This window comes from Pectinatus frisingensis (assembly GCF_015732285.1).
Taxonomy (GTDB): domain Bacteria; phylum Bacillota; class Negativicutes; order Selenomonadales; family Selenomonadaceae; genus Pectinatus; species Pectinatus frisingensis.
The window spans coordinates 87,749-103,747 of sequence record NZ_WIQU01000062.1; the positions used below are offsets into that span (position 1 = coordinate 87,749).

Annotated in this window: 19 protein-coding genes, 5 tRNA genes and 1 other annotated feature; of the genes, 18 read left to right on the plus strand and 6 right to left on the minus strand. The window is 38.4% G+C overall.

From position 1 onward, the window contains the following. Positions 1-29: 29 nt before the first annotated feature. The 3 genes from I6751_RS11385 to I6751_RS11395 all read right to left on the minus strand — a co-directional run bounded on the left by I6751_RS11385 (position 30) and on the right by I6751_RS11395 (position 2,777). The gene (locus I6751_RS11385; RefSeq protein WP_182185900.1) at positions 30-662 is read right to left on the minus strand and encodes an NfeD family protein; all 633 of its coding nucleotides are present in this window, start codon (positions 660-662) and stop codon (positions 30-32) included. Positions 663-841: 179 nt separating this feature from the next. Continuing rightward, the gene (locus tag I6751_RS11390) at positions 842-2,176 is read right to left on the minus strand and encodes a pilus assembly protein PilQ (protein WP_231037779.1); all 1,335 of its coding nucleotides are present in this window, start codon (positions 2,174-2,176) and stop codon (positions 842-844) included. Continuing rightward, a complete protein-coding gene (locus I6751_RS11395; protein ID WP_196590312.1) occupies positions 2,166-2,777 on the minus strand; it encodes a hypothetical protein in 612 nt (203 codons plus the stop codon). The genes I6751_RS11390 and I6751_RS11395 overlap by 11 nt, the downstream gene beginning before the upstream one ends. Before the next feature lie 258 nt (positions 2,778-3,035). Between I6751_RS11395 and hpf the strand changes: the two genes are divergently transcribed. The 9 genes from hpf to I6751_RS11440 all read left to right on the plus strand — a co-directional run bounded on the left by hpf (position 3,036) and on the right by I6751_RS11440 (position 10,261). Then, positions 3,036-3,572: a ribosome hibernation-promoting factor, HPF/YfiA family gene (gene hpf / locus I6751_RS11400; protein WP_196590313.1), complete on the plus strand. Its 537-nt coding sequence runs from the start codon at positions 3,036-3,038 to the stop codon at positions 3,570-3,572. A 176-nt stretch (positions 3,573-3,748) separates the two neighbouring features. Then, positions 3,749-3,980 (plus strand) — a binding site (T-box leader). A gap of 66 nt (positions 3,981-4,046) precedes the next feature. Then, on the plus strand, positions 4,047-5,057 hold the full coding sequence (gene aroF, locus I6751_RS11405) for a 3-deoxy-7-phosphoheptulonate synthase (protein ID WP_182185894.1): 1,011 nt from the start codon (positions 4,047-4,049) through the stop codon (positions 5,055-5,057). Between the two features lie 2 nt (positions 5,058-5,059). After that, positions 5,060-5,956: a prephenate dehydrogenase gene (locus tag I6751_RS11410; RefSeq protein WP_196590314.1), complete on the plus strand. Its 897-nt coding sequence runs from the start codon at positions 5,060-5,062 to the stop codon at positions 5,954-5,956. 129 nt (positions 5,957-6,085) lie between these two features. Continuing rightward, the gene (gene prmA / locus I6751_RS11415) at positions 6,086-7,021 is read left to right on the plus strand and encodes a 50S ribosomal protein L11 methyltransferase (RefSeq protein WP_196590315.1); all 936 of its coding nucleotides are present in this window, start codon (positions 6,086-6,088) and stop codon (positions 7,019-7,021) included. Next, entirely contained in the window at positions 7,021-7,770 is a 750-nt protein-coding gene (locus I6751_RS11420; RefSeq protein WP_196590316.1) for a 16S rRNA (uracil(1498)-N(3))-methyltransferase, read from the plus strand. The genes prmA and I6751_RS11420 overlap by 1 nt, the downstream gene beginning before the upstream one ends. A 34-nt stretch (positions 7,771-7,804) precedes the next feature. Continuing rightward, positions 7,805-9,103 carry a tRNA (N(6)-L-threonylcarbamoyladenosine(37)-C(2))-methylthiotransferase MtaB gene (gene mtaB / locus I6751_RS11425; RefSeq protein WP_196590317.1) on the plus strand — a complete coding sequence of 433 codons (1,299 nt, stop codon included), beginning with the start codon at positions 7,805-7,807 and terminating at the stop codon, positions 9,101-9,103. Positions 9,104-9,177: 74 nt separating this feature from the next. Continuing rightward, positions 9,178-9,525, plus strand: a complete 348-nt coding sequence (locus I6751_RS11430; protein WP_182185885.1) for a histidine triad nucleotide-binding protein — start codon at positions 9,178-9,180, stop codon at positions 9,523-9,525. 93 nt (positions 9,526-9,618) lie between these two features. Beyond that, on the plus strand, positions 9,619-9,798 hold the full coding sequence (gene rpsU / locus I6751_RS11435; protein WP_182185884.1) for a 30S ribosomal protein S21: 180 nt from the start codon (positions 9,619-9,621) through the stop codon (positions 9,796-9,798). Positions 9,799-9,817: 19 nt separating this feature from the next. Beyond that, the gene (locus tag I6751_RS11440) at positions 9,818-10,261 is read left to right on the plus strand and encodes a GatB/YqeY domain-containing protein (RefSeq protein ID WP_196590318.1); all 444 of its coding nucleotides are present in this window, start codon (positions 9,818-9,820) and stop codon (positions 10,259-10,261) included. A 128-nt stretch (positions 10,262-10,389) separates the two neighbouring features. Here I6751_RS11440 and ilvA read toward each other — a convergent pair whose 3' ends face one another. The 3 genes from ilvA to I6751_RS11455 all read right to left on the minus strand — a co-directional run bounded on the left by ilvA (position 10,390) and on the right by I6751_RS11455 (position 13,531). Beyond that, positions 10,390-11,649: a threonine ammonia-lyase gene (gene ilvA, locus I6751_RS11445; RefSeq protein WP_196590319.1), complete on the minus strand. Its 1,260-nt coding sequence runs from the start codon at positions 11,647-11,649 to the stop codon at positions 10,390-10,392. A gap of 221 nt (positions 11,650-11,870) precedes the next feature. Beyond that, positions 11,871-12,803, minus strand: coding sequence for a SufB/SufD family protein (locus tag I6751_RS11450; RefSeq protein ID WP_196590320.1), 933 nt, complete (start codon positions 12,801-12,803; stop codon positions 11,871-11,873). Beyond that, on the minus strand, positions 12,800-13,531 hold the full coding sequence (locus tag I6751_RS11455) for an ABC transporter ATP-binding protein (RefSeq protein WP_196590321.1): 732 nt from the start codon (positions 13,529-13,531) through the stop codon (positions 12,800-12,802). Before I6751_RS11455 ends, I6751_RS11450 begins: the two co-directional genes overlap by 4 nt. A gap of 237 nt (positions 13,532-13,768) precedes the next feature. On the opposite strand from I6751_RS11455, the gene I6751_RS11460 reads away from it, so the two are divergent. From I6751_RS11460 to rplK, 9 genes are all read left to right on the plus strand, one after another. After that, positions 13,769-13,845 (plus strand) — tRNA-Pro (locus I6751_RS11460). A 110-nt stretch (positions 13,846-13,955) separates the two neighbouring features. Then, positions 13,956-14,031: transfer RNA gene (locus I6751_RS11465), tRNA-Thr, on the plus strand. 10 nt (positions 14,032-14,041) lie between these two features. Further along, a tRNA-Met gene (locus tag I6751_RS11470) sits at positions 14,042-14,117 on the plus strand. A gap of 4 nt (positions 14,118-14,121) precedes the next feature. Beyond that, positions 14,122-14,197, plus strand: a tRNA-Thr gene (locus I6751_RS11475). A gap of 9 nt (positions 14,198-14,206) precedes the next feature. Further along, a tRNA-Met gene (locus I6751_RS11480) sits at positions 14,207-14,283 on the plus strand. Positions 14,284-14,473: 190 nt separating this feature from the next. Beyond that, on the plus strand, positions 14,474-14,623 hold the full coding sequence (rpmG, locus tag I6751_RS11485) for a 50S ribosomal protein L33 (protein WP_182185874.1): 150 nt from the start codon (positions 14,474-14,476) through the stop codon (positions 14,621-14,623). 125 nt (positions 14,624-14,748) lie between these two features. After that, a complete protein-coding gene (gene secE, locus I6751_RS11490) occupies positions 14,749-14,958 on the plus strand; it encodes a preprotein translocase subunit SecE (protein WP_182188688.1) in 210 nt (69 codons plus the stop codon). A 19-nt stretch (positions 14,959-14,977) separates the two neighbouring features. Continuing rightward, entirely contained in the window at positions 14,978-15,523 is a 546-nt protein-coding gene (nusG, locus tag I6751_RS11495; protein WP_182185873.1) for a transcription termination/antitermination protein NusG, read from the plus strand. Positions 15,524-15,547: 24 nt separating this feature from the next. Further along, on the plus strand, positions 15,548-15,973 hold the full coding sequence (rplK, locus tag I6751_RS11500; protein WP_182185871.1) for a 50S ribosomal protein L11: 426 nt from the start codon (positions 15,548-15,550) through the stop codon (positions 15,971-15,973). Positions 15,974-15,999: the final 26 nt, after the last annotated feature.

The window sequence follows — 15,999 nt, forward strand, 5'->3', positions numbered from 1 at the left end:
TGGTGACCTCCTGATAAAAATTTATAGGGTTATATTTTTCTTACGATAATACGGCTGCCTTCTATTTTTATAACACGGACAGTTTGACCTTCATCAATGTAAGCACCTTCCGATACGGCATCTATAGGAGTACCGGCAACTATAATTGTGCCTGAAGGACGTAATTTTGTCAATACAATACCGGTCTTATTCAGCAATGATGAATGATCAATGCTGCTGATGTAACCGCGTTCTTTAGTTGACATGTCTTTTAATATCATTTTTTGCCATAATTGACTTGCGGGGAGATATTTTACTATCAGAGCAAAAACAGCCACAGCGATAACCAATGCGCCTAACAGCATATAAATAGCATTCAAGTTACCACCCAAAGCCAATATAACACTATAGAGCATCATTACAATGCCTAATGCAGCAAAGACACCGGTTACAGGGGTTACAGCTTCAATGACAATAAATAAAATACCGCCGAGAAACAGGGCAATATGATAAATATTGACTAATCCGTTTATGTAGCTGCTGCCCCAGAAAATTGCTGCAGCTATCATGCCTAATAGAGCACCAATGCCAGTTCCGCCAGTTTTTATTTCAATCAATATGGATAAAAATATTATCGCTATCAGAAGAATTTTCAATGCGGGTAAGTCGACAATGATATTCATTGAGTAGTCCTCCTTTAGTTATGTTGAGTTATTAGTAATATTATATGATATCAATTGGCATTACTTTTATTAAGATTATATTATTCTATATGCAGTTCAAAAGCAAGGTGAATTTGTGCAAATATGGCACATTCGGATTATTGCAGTAATGCAACCGCTAAATTTTATAATATGTTATTTTATTGATTTTTTTGTATATGGGCCGTTAGAAAAATTATGATTTCACTTTCTGATTTGCTGGTTTTAGTACTACGGAAAAAATTTCCTAAAATGGGTAAATCACCTAAAAAAGGAATTTTACTGATGTTTTTTGCTTCTTCACTACCGATAAGACCACCGATGATCATTGTTTCACCATCTTTAAGACGCACTGTAGTATCTGCTGAACGTTTTTGAAAACGATAGGCCTTTAAGTCTTCAACATATAGGGGACTGCTGACTTCCGTATGGACTGCGGCGGTAATATCGCCATTATCATTTATAAATGGGGTGTAACGTAAAATTATACCGGTATCATGATATTCATAGGATGTCGTAGTAGTGGAATCAGTCACACTGACTTTAGGAATAGGGATACTGCCGCCAATTGCAATGACGGCTTCGTGATTATTTAATGTCATTATATTAGGTTTTGCTAAAATATTGGCTTTGCCATCAGTGATTAAGGCATTTATGGTTGCTCCGTAATAAAATTCAAAAGGAATGTTTTCCGGACCTTTACCAAATTGGATTATACCGGGAATGCTGCTGTTATAATGGCGGGTTGTTTTAGTTGAAGGGATGTCTTCGGTAACTGTCGAACGGCTCCCGTCAGGATTTATAACGCTGTGTTTGATGGCAGTATATGATGTTTCAATGTCAGGAGTTTGTGGTAGTTGCGACCAATTCCATTCAATGCCGAGTTTTTTTGAGGCATCTTTTTGTATGGCAATGACTTTAGCTTCCAACATAACTTGTTTTACTGGTACATCAAGACGTTTGATAAATGCGGCAATTTCGGCTGCATCACCATCTGTTCCATAAAAAATTACAGTATTATTGTCTGAATCAATCCAAGTATTATTGGTCGGGACAATGGCTGGTCCGAAATTTATTGTTTTATCAGGTTTATTGTTGTCAGTTGAGGATTTATTGGCAGTATAGCTGAATATTTTTAGGGTATTGGTTAAAAAGACAGGTGATATATGTTGTAATTTAAATATGTGTAAGCTGCCAAGGGTATTGTTAAGTACATGATTTTTACCGATAAAAAGGGTATTGTTGGTCTGCTCAACGGAAAAGCCATTGCTTTTAGCAATTAATTTTATGGCATCAAGTGCGGTAATATCGGTAAGGTTAGCAGAGACAATACCGGACACATCATCATTTAGAATGATATTTATATTACCATCTGCAGCCAATGCAGTGAATATATATCTTATGTCAGCGTCAGATACACGTAGAGACATCGCAAAGGAAGGGCAGGGCAGTAACCAAAGTAAAAATGCTGTGATTATCATGTACTTAAGGTGCATAACTGTTTCCATCCTTTATACTGAAACTGTCTAAATAATAGACTGATATTTCTCCAGTTTCATTTCTTAGTTGAACACTGTCGTCATCAATGGCTAAAACAAAATATGAGATAAAATTATCACCTGCCGATACAGTGTAGTAAGTGTTTTGGGTTTTGATTATAGCTTTATGATTATCTGAAACGATAATACCTGTCAATTGCAAAGATTTGTCCGGTTGAGGTTTTATATTGATAGCGGGCAGATTTTTTTGTTCGGCAGATTCTATAATATTGTTTGTTTCAGTATCGTTTGTTGAGACGGATTCATTAACAGCGTGTTCGGGTGTAAAAGGATTGTGCAGTGTGCTTGATTGATGTATGGGAACGGTGGAATACTCAAGGTTTGATAAAGATTTTTTTAGTGACGGAGCAGGATGCTTCGTCGAGTTATTGGAAAAAGATATACCGATAAAATGAATAATTAAAATAGTACTGCAAAATAATAATAATACGAAAATTAAAAATATTTTCTTTCGAATAATAATAAAATATCTGGCTTGTAATAATGAATCTTTTATTTTTAGCTTATTGGGAAGCTTTGCATGAAAATTTGGCAGCATTTAGCACCTCTTTATAAATGTGGGGTGTATAGTTGTCAGTCAGCAATGCGCGTATTGTATATACTGGCAATTAATATAAAAATTCAAATATATATAACATTATATGGTGTTTTTTGAGGGGCGTCAATCTGTCGGCAATTTTGAAATATAATAAATAAAGTAAAAAGATTAAATTTAAAAGGGGTTTTATTTTATATGACGAATTGATATAGTATAAATACAGATCCACGAACTACTTAGAAAGGTGTTGAAGATATTATGGCAACATTCACTATTAGAGGAAAAAACATTGAAATTACTCCAGCTTTACACGATTACGTGGAAAAAAAGGTTGGCAGGGTGACTAAGTATTTTGATACTGTGGGTGAAATTACCGTATTGCTGACGGTGACAAAAGGACGCCATATTGTAGAAGTAACTGTGCCGGTGGAAGGTATATTGTTACGTGGTGAAGAATCAACCATGGACATGTATACGTCGATAGATTTGGTTATAGAAAAGCTGGAACGTCAAATACGTAAACATAAGACTAAATTGGCACGTCGTTTTCGTACCGGCAATTTTAAAATGGAAGATATCCCGTCCAGCCCTAATGACGCTGATAATAGTGAGGAATATCCTGTAGTAAAAACAAAACGTTTTGCAGTTAAGCCAATGGATGTTCAAGAAGCTATCATGCAAATGAATCTTATAAACCATGAATTTTTTGTATTTCGTGACGCCAAGTCCGATGAAGTAAATGTTGTATATCGCCGTAAGGATGGAAATTACGGGCTGATAGAACCAAGCCATTAATTTGTGCTAAGAATATTGATATGTTGCTGAAGCGGGCGGATATATAATCTGTCCGCTTTTTGATTGAAAAATTTCAATTTGATGAATTGACAAACACAGCAAAGTTTACAAAATAACAAATTTAGGGAAAAGAGGCTTGACAAAAATATAAAATACTGGTATATTCCTATACAAGATGAAATGCAGTGAACAGGAAAAGTACATTGGCCGACATTTTACAGAGAGCTGTGGATTGGTGCAACGCAGTAAGTGTGGCAATGGAAATACACTTGTGAGCAGCAGGCTGAATTGATAGTAGGCTGTGCCGGATTGCCTCCGTTATCTTGGGCTAGGATATGTTAGTATCTGAAAAAGTGGCTTGCTAAAGGCAAGTAGGGTGGTACCACGGGTAAATTGCTCGTCCCTTTTGAGGGACGGGTTTTTTTGTTTGCATTCATCGCGAAATAATAACTGGATGATTTAGGAGGAGTAAGAATGATTATTGTAATGAGTCCTGAGGCGACGCAAGAAGACTTGGCAAAAGTAGAGGAAAAAATTAAAGCAGAAGGTCTGTCATTTCACTTATCAAAAGGGGCTGTGCGAACTATAGTCGGTGTTATCGGTGATAAGAAGATTATTTCGGGTCTGCAGATGAATGCGTTTAAAGGAGTGGAAAAAGCTATTCGGATTACTGAAAAATATAAATTGGTCAGCAGAGAGTTTCGCCATGAAGACACGATTGTTGATGTTGGCGGAGTAAAGGTCGGAGGACCACATTTAGCTATCATGGCAGGGCCTTGTGCAGTAGAAAGTCGGGAACAGCTTATGGAAGCTGCCGAATGTGTAAAAAAAGGCGGAGCTAATTTTTTGCGTGGTGGTGCTTTTAAACCGCGTACTTCTCCATACGATTTTCAGGGCTTGGCAGAAGAAGGATTAGCAATGTTGAAAGATGCCGGGGAAAAATTTGGTTTAAGGGTAGTCACAGAAGTAGTTAATCAAAATGATATAGAAATGATCAGTAATTATGCAGATGTTTTACAAATAGGTGCCCGCAACATGCAAAATTTTCAATTATTAAAAGAAGTTGGGAAGACACATAAACCGGTACTTTTGAAACGTGGATTGGCAGCTACAATAAGTGAATGGCTTAATGCTGCCGAGTACATTGCAAATGAGGGCAATTATAATATAATACTATGTGAACGCGGCATTAGAACATATGAAACTTTTACTAGAAATACGCTGGATCTGGGGGCAGTGGCCGCAGTCAAGGAGTTGTCACATCTGCCGGTTATTGTTGATCCAAGCCATGGTACGGGAAGATGGCAGATGGTACGTCCGATGGCAAGAGCTGCAATTGCGGCGGGTGCTGATGGCCTCATTATTGAAGTGCATCCACATCCCGAAAGTGCTCTGAGTGACGGGGATCAGTCTTTGACGCCGCAGAATTTTGAATCCACGATGGTAGAAGTGAGGAAAATTGCAGCAATGATGGGAAAAAAATGACGATGACCAAATTGAAGTTAGCTATTTTGGGTGTCGGGCTGATTGGTGGATCTTTTGGATTAGCGCTTAAGGATAAACTGCATGATAAAATTTATATAACAGGAACAACGCGTACTGAAAAATCTTGTAAAAAGGCTGAAATGATGGGTGCCGTTGATAAAGGATATATAGATAATACCGCAGCAGTGAAAGATGCAGATGTAGTGTATTTAAGCACACCGGTATTGCAGATGGTGCCAATAGTGCAGCAGATACTTCCTTGTTTGAAAAAAGGAACGATAATAACCGATGCCGGCAGTACAAAACAGTATATAGCTGCCAGCTTGCAGAGAATATTGCCGGAAGAGATTTATTATGTACCGACACATCCCATGGCCGGCAGGGAACAAAGCGGTATAACAGCTGCAAGCAAAGATTTATTTAAGAATAAAAGCTATGTGATAATAAAAGATCCAAAAATGTTCACTCCGGCGGAAGCTGTCGAAAAAATACGCACATTGATCGTACTGACAGGTGCTCATGTAACTGAGCTTGATTTAGTCAAACATGACCGTTGTGCGTCCTTGATAAGCCATGTTCCGCATATAACGGCAGCTGCCTTGGTAAATTTGTTAAATCGCAATTATAATGATCTTGAGGAATGTATTAAATTAGCCGGGGGAGGGTTTAAGGATACGACGCGGATAGCATCATCCAATGCAGATATGTGGGCTGATATATGCATATCAAATCCTATACCGATAATTAATAATCTGCAGACATTGCAGACGATAATCGATGATGTCATTGCTGCGGTCAATAATAAGAATCGGGAGGCATTGTATGATTATTTTTCCACAGCAAAGCAGACGCGTGATAAAATTATCGATGAGAGTAAAAATATGTATGAAATAGAATAATTGACAAAAGATTCCGAGGCATCTCGGAATCTTTTGTTTGTAAGAGCAAGTGTCGGGGAAAATGACAAGTCGGATAAAATCAGCTATAATGAGTTTGCTGTGAATTCAATATTATTGGGGAGAGATTTTATGGATTGGGCACAGATTTCTGTACGCACTTCACATGAAGCTATGGATGTAATAGCTGAAATTTTTACTGATTTGGGAGCAAATGGTGTATCCATGGATGATCCGGCCATTATAAATGAATATATAAATTCTGATTTATGGGATTATACAGATATACCATTACAAAAAGATACTGAAGTAGTTACTGTAAATGCATGGTTGCCACGTGATACTGAGCTGGATGGACGGTTGGGTGAGCTGCATGAACGTTTAAAAAAATTGTCATTGACGCTTAATACTGCACCGGCTGAAATAATGGTTGGTAATATTAAAGATGAAGATTGGGCTAATAATTGGAAGAAATATTTTCATCCTGTTAAAATTGGGCAGAGAATTGTTGTAAAACCATCGTGGGAGAATTATTTACCACAAAGTGGAGAAATTATTGTAGAACTTGATCCCGGCTGTGCTTTTGGCACAGGAATGCATCCAACGACATCAATGTGTGTTAATTTTATGGAACAATATTTATCACCACAAATGAATTTGTTTGATGTGGGAACAGGTTCAGGTATATTGGCAATTACCGCTGCCAAACTGGGAGTAAAATCTGTGCAGGCAGGAGACTATGACACTGTGGCGGTAAAAACAGCAAAAGATAATATTGCTGATAATCAGGTTGATACTATTAAGTGTTTCCAAAGTGACTTATTAAAAAGATTTTCGGGCAAGGCGGATTTTATCTGCGCCAATATAATTGCTGACATAATTATTCGATTGTTTGATGAACTGCCGAAAAAATTAGCGACAAATGGTATTTTGCTGGCCAGCGGAATAATCGAGGATCGTTTGCAGGACGTTGAAACAGCGGCGTTAGAGCATGGCCTCTATATTACCGATATGCAGAAAAAAGCTGGTTGGGTGGCGTTGATAATAAGATTTAAGGCGGCTGAATAATGCGGCGGTTATTTATTGATGGGACATTAACAGAGTATATGATCATTGAAGGTGACGATGCCAGACATTTGCTGTATGCCATGCGGGTAAAACCGGGACAACGCATAGTAGTGGCTGATAAAAAAGGGATAATTGCCGAAACTGAGATAATAAAGTGTGAAACGCAAAGGGTATTTTTACATCTGCTACATAAATTAAGTGATCAGAAAAACGAGTCAGATATTGAGATCGTATTGGTGCAATGCTTGCCAAAAGGTGACAAAATGGATTATATCGTACAAAAGGCGGCTGAACTTGGCGTGAATAAAATTATACCGGTGATGAGCTGCAATTGTGTAGTGAGATATGATTTAGAAAAAAGAGAAAAACGACAGCAAAAATGGCAAAAAATTGCTGAGGAGGCATCTAAGCAATGTGGCAGGGGATCAGTACCGCAGATTGCTGCAATAACTGATTTATCAACGTGTCTGGATATGGCTGAAGGCTATAATGCCTGTATTTGTTATGAAAATGAAAAACACATGTCTCTTAATCAATATTTAAAAAATCATGATGGGATGAATTATATGTTGTTTATTGGCCCGGAGGGTGGTTTCACTTTGGATGAGGCGGCACGATGTAAAATACGGGGGATAAACAGTATTTCATTGGGTAATAGAATTTTGCGCACCGAAACAGCGGCGTTAGCTGCAGTGACAATAGTTCAGTATGAGAAAGGTGATTTGGGCAATCAGGCACAGCAAAAATAATTAATGGTACTAAATTGTGAATGAAGGGGATTTTATGCCAAAAGTTGCACTTACTACACTTGGTTGCAAAGTCAATCAATTTGAAACAGAAACGATGGCAGGTTTATTTAGGCAAAGAGGTTATGAAATAGTTGATTTTACGGAAAAAGCTGATTTTTATATAATAAATACTTGTTCGGTGACACATTTAGGAGAGCGAAAATCACGTCAGCTGATTCGCCGGGCCGTACATCTTAATAGTACAGCGATAATTGCAGTAACCGGTTGTTATGCGCAGCTGGCGCCTGAAGAAATAAAAGATATTGAAGGAGTAAATGCTGTAATCGGCACTAATGAACGAAAGCATATTGTTGATGTGGTAGAATATGCGGCCGAGGGAAAAGAATTTGTCGGTGATGTGAGAAATGTTATGCAGGAACATGAATTTGAAGACATTCCAATGTTTGGCATGCAGTCGCGGACCAGAGCTTTTTTAAAAATTCAAGATGGCTGCACTAATTTCTGTTCCTATTGTATAATACCTTATGCCAGAGGGCCATTGCGTTCACGGACTATTGACAGTATTGTACAGGAGTCTTATAAACTGGTAAAAAATGGTTTTAATGAAATTGTTTTAGGCGGCATTCATCTTGGTGCCTATGGGCGTGATACGAATAATGGAAAAACATTGGCAGACGCTGTAGCTGCCGTACTTAACATTGACGGTTTAAAGCGTCTCAGGCTTGGTTCATTGGAATCAATAGAAGTCTCAGATGAATTACTAGACTTATTGGTAAAAAATGAACATTTTGCCCATCATTTGCATTTACCGCTGCAGTCAGGACATGATAATGTATTAAAAGCAATGAACCGGCATTATACTACAGCTGAATTTGCGGCTTTATTGCAAAGAATAGTTGGGAAAATACCGGATATTGCCATATCAACTGATATAATAGCTGGATTTCCTGGTGAAACAGCCAGACAATTTGCCGAAAGTCTGGAATTTATAAAAACACTGCCGATTTGTCGTATTCATGCTTTTCCTTATTCCAGACGCAAAGGGACTCCGGCAGCTGTTATGCCGGATCAAGTGGACGAAACAGAAAAAAAGTCACGGGTTCATAGATTGCAACAGTTGAGCAATGAAAAGGCACGGCAATTTTGTCAGAATTTTATTGGTACTGTTATGGCAGTGTTATTTGAACAGACAATGTCTGATGGGATTGCTGATGGACATACGGGAAATTATATAAAAGTATATACTGATAAAGTTGCACGGCGGGGGGAAATCCGTCGGATGAAGTTGACCAAATTGTATAGAGATGGTCTGTGGGGAGAGAATTTATTTTAGCAATATTGCAGGGAATATAAAACAAAAACCGAATTAACTAATATTAGGAATCTTCCTCGAATGGGGGTGCTATTATGTCGGATTGTGTTTTTTGTAAAATAGTTTCTAAAGAGATACCAGCCAGTATAGTATATGAGGATGATGTTGCGCTGGCATTTAAAGATTTGGAACCACAGGCACCTGTACATGTTTTGATTGTACCAAAAAAACATATAAAAAGTCTTACCGATACTACACCAGAAGACAAGGAGACCATATCACATATAATGGTTGACGTGATTCCTGAATTGGCCAAAGAGTTTAAGATAGTTGACAATGGGTTTCGCACTGTGATAAATACTGGTGTTGAAGGGGGGCAGACTGTAGCCCATCTCCATTTTCATCTTATTGGCGGCAGGTCGATGCAATGGCCGCCAGGCTAATATTTGATTGACAATCGTATTAATTGTCAGTTATAATAGTTTGGTGTAGCGAATAAATACACTCCCATAGCGTGTGGAGGGGAGGGAAGATATATGTCAGAAGTTAAAGTTGGAAAAAATGAAACCATTGACAGTGCGCTTCGTCGTTTTAAACGCACTTGCCAGAAAGCAGGCACCCTCGCTGAAGTTAGAAAACGTGAACATTATGAAAAGCCTAGCGTAAAGCGCAAGAAGAAATCTGAAGCTGCCCGTAAACGCAGATATAAAGCTTAATTACGTGGAGGTCTAAGAAATGTCGATTAAGGACAAGCTTGTGGCAGATATGAAAGAAGCCATGAAAGCCAGGCAGTCAGATCGTCTGACAGTCATTCGTTCAATGCGCTCGGCGATTCGTCAAGCGGAGATAGACGGAAAAGTCGATCTTGACGATAATGGAGTCATTGGCATAATAAGCAAAGAGCTTAAGATGCGGCAAGACTCACTTAGAGAATTTGAAAAGGGCGGCAGAGCCGATTTAGTTGAAAAAACTGAAGCTGAAATAGCAGTTATAATGCCGTACCTGCCAAAGCAACTCTCAAAAGACGAAATATGCACTTTAGTGAAAAGCACCATTGAAAAAACTGGTGCATCAACACCGAAGGATATGGGTAAAGTCATGAAGGCACTCATGCCTGAAGTAAAGGGGAAAGCTGACGGTAAACTTGTAAATGATATCGTCAGGGAAATGCTGAACTAATAACCGATTATAAATTATCGGTTAAAGGGCAGAGACTGCATTTAAGTACTTTGCCATGGACATATAGATAAAAAACAAGCAGCGGAATAAAATCCTATTCCGCTGCTTGTTTTTTATCTATATAGGAATCAATAAACTTTGGTGATTAAAAAACCGTGTTTTTTTAATTCATCGGTAATTTTTGTGATATGGGCACTGTTATGGGTTTCAACAGTAACTTCCAATAAAACTTTTTGGAAACTATCGGTGACTTTAGCCTGATTATGATCCAAGTGAATGACGTTGGCATCAAGCCTAGCCAATATTTGTGAGATGGCCAATAATTGACCAGGTTTATCAGGTAACTGAACGCTAAAACAGAAAACCCGTCCACGGGCAATCAGTGCTTTATCAATAAGTGCAGAGATAGTAGAAATATCTATGTTACCGCCGCTGACAATGGCAACTGTTTTTTTATTTTTAAATGGGAGTTTTTGTAATGCTGCCAGCGATAGCACTCCGGCACCCTCAGCAATGAGTTTATGTTTTTCAATAAGGGAAAGTAAGGCGGACATTATTTCAAATTCTGATACGGTTATGATTTCGTCTACATATTTTTTTATGAAAGCAAAAGTAAGGTTACCGGGAGTCTTTACTGCGGTCCCCTCAGCAACTGTTTCCACAGAAGAAAGCGAAATAACTTTTCCGGCGGCTAAGGAAGCTTTCATACAGGCGGCACCTTCCGGTTCAACACCGATGACTTTTACATGAGGGTTTACAAGTTTGCTGGCTAAGGCTACACCACTGGCAAATCCACCGCCACCGATGGGAACAAGGATGGCATCAACATCTTTTAGGCTGTCAATTATCTCTAGTGCGGTTGTACCTTGTCCAAGCAGTACTTTTAAATTATCAAAAGGATGAATAAATACATAGCCATGTTGTTTTTTTAATGCATAAGCTTTGGAACAGGCATCATCATAACTGTCGCCGTACAGGACTACTTCAGCACCATAAGCGCGAGTGGCTTCTACTTTTAAAATAGGTGTAGTTGCCGGCATAACAATGACGGCCTTGATACCTAGTTTTTGTGCAGCATAAGCTACTCCCTGGGCATGATTACCGGCAGAAGCGGCGATAACGCCATGCAATTTTTCCTCGTCAGAGAGTTGACTGATGCAGTTATAAGCACCGCGTATTTTGAAAGAACCGGTTTTTTGCAGATTTTCTGGTTTTATGTATACATCATTAGATGAAATAGCAGAGAAATATTCACTGTGGACTAAATCGGTATGCTGCGTGATACCATCTAACTGTTTAGCCGCCTGATATACATCAGCGATAGAAGTCCGTTCAACGATTTGTTCGGGGGTGAGAGCGGATTTGTGGGTATTGTTCACTTTTTCCATTATAATGTTCCTACTTTCAATTATACGAATAGTCGATTTTTGGTCGATAAATTCCATTATAACTAAATAATTTAATCTTTGCAACATTACAATTTAAATTAAATAATAATATGCGAAATAATACAAAAATAATTATAATATACATCTATACAGCGTATATTTTTCGGATAAGATGTTTAACATAAATGAAACAATAACCGATAATAAAAAAATTAAATAAATTATTTTAAAAAACCTGTTATTATATGATTTTCAGCTTCTTTTTCGGTGAGTCCCAGCGACATTAATTTGATTAGCTGTTCATTGGCTATTTTACCGATGGCAGCTTCGTGAACAAGTGTGGCATTGGGATCATTGGCCTTTATTACAGGAACAGCTGTTATATGTGCATTATTCATTATGATTGCATCACATTCAGAATGACCGTGGCATTTGTTATTTCCATAAATTTTTGCTGTAAATAATTGGCGTGACTTATCTTGCGCGACGGCACGTGAAATAACATTGGTACTGGAATCGCAGCCGTCGAGGTCAACCTGAAAGGCTGTTTCTGCATATTGTGCCGCATGAGTGAGTAGTTTTTCTTTTACGATGAATGTTCCTTTGGCTGCAACACGGGCATTAGTTATGCGTTTTGTGGAATTAATACCACGAATTTGTGTCGTCTCCATTTCCATATAGCCATTTTCAGCAATATTAACAATGGTTGTGGGATTCATGATTCGTTCGCCGGAGCCGCTGCCTTCACCAAAATGTTTTTCTAAATATTTGACACGGGAATTTTTTCCAATATGAAAAGTATGTATACCGTCATGCTGGGAATCTTGATTACCGCAATTGTCGATACCACAGCCCGCTATAATAGTTACGGCGGAGTTTTCACCAATGTAAAAATCATTATAAACGAGTTCTGTATGGCCGGATTTATCCATAATCACAGGGATATATACCGTTTCATTTTTTGTACCGGGACGGATATGAATGTCAATGCCGTCCTTGCCATCAGATTTTTTTGCAATTATAATATTTTTGCTTGAAGAACGGGCCAGCGCTGTTCCGTTAAAGCGTATATTATAAGCACCGTTTGGTAATGAAGTTAATCCTGAAATAATTTTCAGCAATTTTTGTTCGCTGTGATTTAATTCCTGTTTCATTGATCTTTAACTCCTTTATAAATATTACAGCTGCCGGCTATTGATACAAGCTGTGGGATAATGACATCTTTTTTGCCGACCTGCTGTATCTGTCCGTTGGCGATGAGAATTATTTCGTCGGCGATGTTTAATATTCTTTCCTGATGAGAAATTATGAGGATTGTATGGTGCATTTCATGCATTTTTTCAAATACCTGGATAAGTTTTTGGAAACTCCATAAATCGATACCGGCTTCCGGTTCGTCAAAAATGGCCAGTTGAGTATTTTTTCGTGCCAGTATGGTAGCAATCTCAATACGTTTGATTTCACCTCCGGAAAGTGAAGTGTCGACATCACGGCCTACATAGTCGGCGGCACATAATCCGACTTCTGCTAAGTATTCACAGGCTCCTTTGGTGGATAATTCATTACCAGCGGCCAAGGATAATAGTTCTTTTACACCAATTCCCTTGAAACGAACAGGCTGTTGAAAAGCAAAACTGATACCATAATTGGCACGTTGGGTAATACTCCAATCAGTAATATTTTTATTGTGAAAAAATATTTCTCCGGAAGATGGCTTTTCTATACCCATAATTATTTTAGCCAGTGTCGATTTACCACCACCGTTTGGACCGGTTATTACAACTGTTTTCTTATCGTTTATGGATAGATTTATATCGCTGAGGATATGTTTGGTGTTTTTTCCTTCATTTACAGTAAAGGATAAATGTTTTAATTCCAGCATAACAGAACTCCTATCTGATAATTTATATAACCTATTAAGAAGGCAAAAGGATAATTAATTGATAAAGCTGCTTTTTATAGTATCATATTTAAATTTTAAAAGAAATAGTATTGGTGCAGTGCAAGCAGCAGTCAAAGATAATAAGTGCATCAATGCGGATTTTATTAAAAAATGATATTTTTTTAAATAAAGCTTGCAAAGATTACAAAAAGGCAGTATAATATATCTTGTTTTCAACGGGATGTAGCACAGTTTGGTAGCGCGCATCGTTCGGGACGATGAGGTCGCAGGTTCGAATCCTGTCATCCCGACCATTCATTTATATCACATAAGGTTTTTTAGAATAATAAAAAAGCTTTACAAATTGTTTGAGATGTGATAACATGTGATATCAGTGACTGATCGAAACTAGAACTGATAATATGCTGATGTAGCTCAATTGGCAGAGCAGCTGATTTGTAATCAGCAGGTTGGAGGTTCAAGTCCTCTCGTCAGCTCCAAAAATTACATCGCGGGGTGGAGCAGTCGGTAGCTCGTCGGGCTCATAACCCGAAGGTCAGAGGTTCAAGTCCTCTCCCCGCAACCAATATGCTGATGTAGCTCAGTCGGCAGAGCGTATCCTTGGTAAGGATAAGGTCACCAGTTCAATCCTGGTCATCAGCTCCATAGAATTGTGGCGGCGTAGCTCAGTTGGCTAGAGCATGCGGTTCATACCCGCAGTGTCCGCGGTTCAAATCCGTGCGCCGCCACCAACACAATCAAGTATAACCCCTTATCACGGGGGTTTTATTTATGTAAATGAGAATTTCTTAATAGTTTTTTCATTGACAGTCAACACTTGGTTATGGTAAAGTTTAATCGGGAATGCGGCAATGTATGCCAGATGACCGGGAGATTAAAAAGTTTGAGATGAATCTATATTCGGTAAGGAGTGCATGAAGGATGCGTAATGCAGTTACTTTGGCCTGCACAGTTTGCAAACAACGCAATTATCAGACCAATAAAAACAAAAAGAACGATCCAGACAGATTAGAAATGAATAAATACTGCAAATTCTGTCATAAACATACACTGCACAGAGAAGCTAAATAAATTATAATATAATTTGTTTATTTAGCTTCTGAAATCAGTGAATGGATTTGTTATAAGTATCAAATGATGGGGAGCTTTGTTTCGTATTTACCTTTTAGGATGTGAATGAATTGGCTGATGGGAAAATGGCAACTGAAAATAAAAAGGGCGGCAGTTTCAACCTTAAAGAATTTTTGATCGGTGTCAAAACTGAAATGAAAAAAGTGGTTTGGCCAACTCGTAAGGAATTGTCTTCTTATACGGTCGTTGTATTCATCGCAGTTATATTTGTATGTGCTCTCATCTGGATATGCGATACTATTTTTGCCAGACTCTTAGAAATAATTTTACGCTAGTGCCGGGGAGGTGTAATGAATGTCCATTGATACAGCAAACGAAAAAAGATGGTATGTCATTCATACTTATTCCGGTTATGAAAATAAGGTAAAGGCAAACTTGGAACGCAAGGTACATTCCATGGGAATGGAAAGCGAAATTTTTGAAATCGTTGTTCCGTTGGAAGACGAAATCGAAAAGAAAAACGGTAAGGAAAAAGTAGTAAGTCATAAGGTCTTTCCTGGTTATGTTCTGGTAGAGATGATTGTAAGCGATCGCTCATGGTATGTTGTCAGAAATACACCTGGTGTGACGGGATTTGTTGGTTCAGGCACTAAACCAATACCACTCACTGATACTGAAGTGAAGAAGATATTGGGAACTGGCAATGATGCGGCAGCGGCTCCGGTTCATATTGACGTTGAAGTTGGTGAAAATGTTCATATTAATTCCGGCGCGTTTGAAAATTTTGCTGCAACTGTCACTGAAATTGATTATAATAAATCAAAAGTAAAGGTTATTGTTGATATGTTTGGCAGGGAAACGACTGTGGAAGTCGGCTTTGACCAGATAGAAAAGATTTAAATTTAGGTTAAGGAGGTGTTAGATATGCCGAAAAAAGTTGTAAAAATGGTAAAATTGCAAGTAGCTGCAGGTAAGGCTACTCCTGCTCCTCCGGTTGGACCTGCATTGGGTCAGGCTGGTGTTAATATCATGGCGTTTGTTAAAGAATTCAATGAACGTACTGCAAGTCAGGCAGGACTTATAATTCCTGTAGAAATCAGTGTTTTTGAAGATCGCTCATTTACTTTCATTACTAAAACACCGCCGGCTGCTGTATTGCTTAAGAAGGCTGCTGGAATTGACAAGGCTTCTGGAGAACCTAATAAAAAGAAGGTCGCTAAGCTGCCACGTGCTAAAGCTATAGAAATAGCACAGACCAAGATGCCGGATTTGAATGCTGCTGATGTTGAAGCTGCTACTCGTATGGTAGAAGGTACAGCGCGCAGCATGGGTATTGAAATCGTAGATTGATTTCATATGTGGGAGGCAAGACCGTT

Coding starts and splice junctions, on each gene's coding strand:
- nusG (WP_182185873.1), top strand. CDS start 14,978: ATGTCCATTGATACAGCAAACGAAAAAAGATGGTATGTCATTCATACT.
- I6751_RS11440 (WP_196590318.1), top strand. CDS start 9,818: ATGTCGATTAAGGACAAGCTTGTGGCAGATATGAAAGAAGCCATGAAA.
- I6751_RS11450 (WP_196590320.1), bottom strand. CDS start 12,803: ATGAAACAGGAATTAAATCACAGCGAACAAAAATTGCTGAAAATTATT.
- rpsU (WP_182185884.1), top strand. CDS start 9,619: ATGTCAGAAGTTAAAGTTGGAAAAAATGAAACCATTGACAGTGCGCTT.
- rpmG (WP_182185874.1), top strand. CDS start 14,474: ATGCGTAATGCAGTTACTTTGGCCTGCACAGTTTGCAAACAACGCAAT.
- aroF (WP_182185894.1), top strand. CDS start 4,047: ATGATTATTGTAATGAGTCCTGAGGCGACGCAAGAAGACTTGGCAAAA.
- I6751_RS11385 (WP_182185900.1), bottom strand. CDS start 662: ATGAATATCATTGTCGACTTACCCGCATTGAAAATTCTTCTGATAGCG.
- I6751_RS11420 (WP_196590316.1), top strand. CDS start 7,021: ATGCGGCGGTTATTTATTGATGGGACATTAACAGAGTATATGATCATT.
- secE (WP_182188688.1), top strand. CDS start 14,749: ATGGCAACTGAAAATAAAAAGGGCGGCAGTTTCAACCTTAAAGAATTT.
- hpf (WP_196590313.1), top strand. CDS start 3,036: ATGGCAACATTCACTATTAGAGGAAAAAACATTGAAATTACTCCAGCT.
- ilvA (WP_196590319.1), bottom strand. CDS start 11,649: ATGGAAAAAGTGAACAATACCCACAAATCCGCTCTCACCCCCGAACAA.
- I6751_RS11410 (WP_196590314.1), top strand. CDS start 5,060: ATGACCAAATTGAAGTTAGCTATTTTGGGTGTCGGGCTGATTGGTGGA.
- I6751_RS11430 (WP_182185885.1), top strand. CDS start 9,178: ATGTCGGATTGTGTTTTTTGTAAAATAGTTTCTAAAGAGATACCAGCC.
- I6751_RS11455 (WP_196590321.1), bottom strand. CDS start 13,531: ATGCTGGAATTAAAACATTTATCCTTTACTGTAAATGAAGGAAAAAAC.
- I6751_RS11395 (WP_196590312.1), bottom strand. CDS start 2,777: ATGCTGCCAAATTTTCATGCAAAGCTTCCCAATAAGCTAAAAATAAAA.
- mtaB (WP_196590317.1), top strand. CDS start 7,805: ATGCCAAAAGTTGCACTTACTACACTTGGTTGCAAAGTCAATCAATTT.
- rplK (WP_182185871.1), top strand. CDS start 15,548: ATGCCGAAAAAAGTTGTAAAAATGGTAAAATTGCAAGTAGCTGCAGGT.
- prmA (WP_196590315.1), top strand. CDS start 6,086: ATGGATTGGGCACAGATTTCTGTACGCACTTCACATGAAGCTATGGAT.
- I6751_RS11390 (WP_231037779.1), bottom strand. CDS start 2,176: ATGCACCTTAAGTACATGATAATCACAGCATTTTTACTTTGGTTACTG.